At 68.6% G+C, this 1,499-nt stretch carries 1 protein-coding gene and 1 pseudogene; both read right to left on the reverse strand.

Features of this window, described 5'->3' with window-relative positions; translation table 11 throughout:
- Positions 1 to 52: 52 nt before the first annotated feature.
- Positions 53 to 631, reverse strand: a complete 579-nt coding sequence (locus K0M70_RS03245; protein WP_290779230.1) for a hypothetical protein — start codon at positions 629 to 631, stop codon at positions 53 to 55.
- Between the two features lie 322 nt (positions 632 to 953).
- A pseudogene (locus K0M70_RS03250) lies at positions 954 to 1,484 on the reverse strand (DNA topoisomerase IV subunit B); the annotation flags it as partial.
- Between the last annotated feature and the right edge of the window lie 15 nt (positions 1,485 to 1,499).

Consider the following 1,499-nt stretch of genomic DNA (forward strand, 5'->3'; position numbering starts at 1 on the left):
CCCGCCGCCCCGGCGCGCCGCCCCCCGGGGTGTTGCTGGCTGATGCTAAGCCTTACGGCATGGTGGCGGTGTAGCGCACCTGGCCGTCGTAGGTGCCGGCGCCGACGATCGCGGTGTTGGCGTAGGTGTAGGACCAGGTGGCCGAGCGGTCGGTCACGCGACCCGAGGACACCGGCACGGCCACGGCAGCGCTGACGCCGTTCTGCACCAGGGTGGGGGCGGTGATCGTGCCCGACGCGGTGGTGCTGTTGATCTGCGTGAACGGAATGATGTCCGAGCCGCTGGTCAGCGAGGTGCCGGTGGTGTCGGCGGTGAGGTTGATGGCGCCCCCGTTGCCCTTCAGGGTGACGGCGACCGGCGAACCGCTGGTCGGGCCGACGGCGGTGCCGCTGCCGACGTTGGCGGCGGCCACGTCGAACACCACTTCATCCACCACGACGCCGGCGCTGCCGACCTGGAAGCTGATGAAGCGCGGGATGTTGATCTGGAAGTCCAGACGGGCCGAGGCCTGCAGGTTGGCGGTGTTGCCGGTCGTGAACTGCGATTCGGCCAGCGCCGGGGTCACGGCCACCAGGCCCAGGGTGACCAGGCCGGCAAGGCTCAGGCCACGGAAAGCGCGGGAATTGTTCATGGGTGGAACTCCTAGGACGGTATGGCGGATGAGGGGAATGCGAGCTTCGCAGTACGTTCCGGGCCGGATGGCCGGCCAGGCCCGGGTTTGCGGCCGACGAAGCTAAAGCATGATCCGTGCCACCCAGCGTCCGGGCCGGTTTCGGGTCGTGGCTGCGAGGTTTTTCGCCGTTTGGCCGGGCGCTGGCCGGGCCCAAACGCGAAGCCAGCCGAAGTGCGGCCACAGCCTGGACAAAAAAATGTGACGCAGTACGTCACCCCCGTGGGCAGTGCGTCACGCTTTCAGGCGCTTGCCGGCCCATTCGGGCCCGGCGCGGCGGGGTTCAGACTTCCAGCGAGGCCAGGTCGCCCTTCGCCTCCAGCCAGGCCTTGCGGTCGCCGGCGCGCTTCTTGGCCAGCAGCATGTCCATCAGGCCGCGCGTGAGCTCGGCGTCGTCCACCGTCAGCTGCACCAGGCGGCGGGTGTCGGGGTGGATGGTGGATTCGCGCAGCTGGACCGGGTTCATCTCGCCCAGGCCCTTGAAGCGGGTGACGTTGACCTGGCCGCGGATCTTCTCCTTCTCGATCCGGTCGAGCAGGATCCGCTTCTCTTCCTCGTCCAGCGCGTAGAACACCTGCTTGCCCACGTCCACGCGGAACAGCGGCGGCATGGCCACGAAGATGTTGCCTGCGCGCACCAGCACCGGGAAATGGCGCAGGAACAGCGCCGCCAGCAGGGTGGCGATGTGCAGGCCGTCGGAATCGGCGTCGGCCAGGATGATCACCTTGCCGTAGCGCAGGCCGTCGATGGCCTCCACGCCCCGGTCGCAGCCGATGGCCACGGCCAGGTAGTGCAAATCGTTGGAGGCCAGCACCCCCGACCATTACCC

This window comes from Arenimonas sp., from assembly GCF_019459675.1.
Lineage (GTDB): Bacteria > Pseudomonadota > Gammaproteobacteria > Xanthomonadales > Xanthomonadaceae > Arenimonas.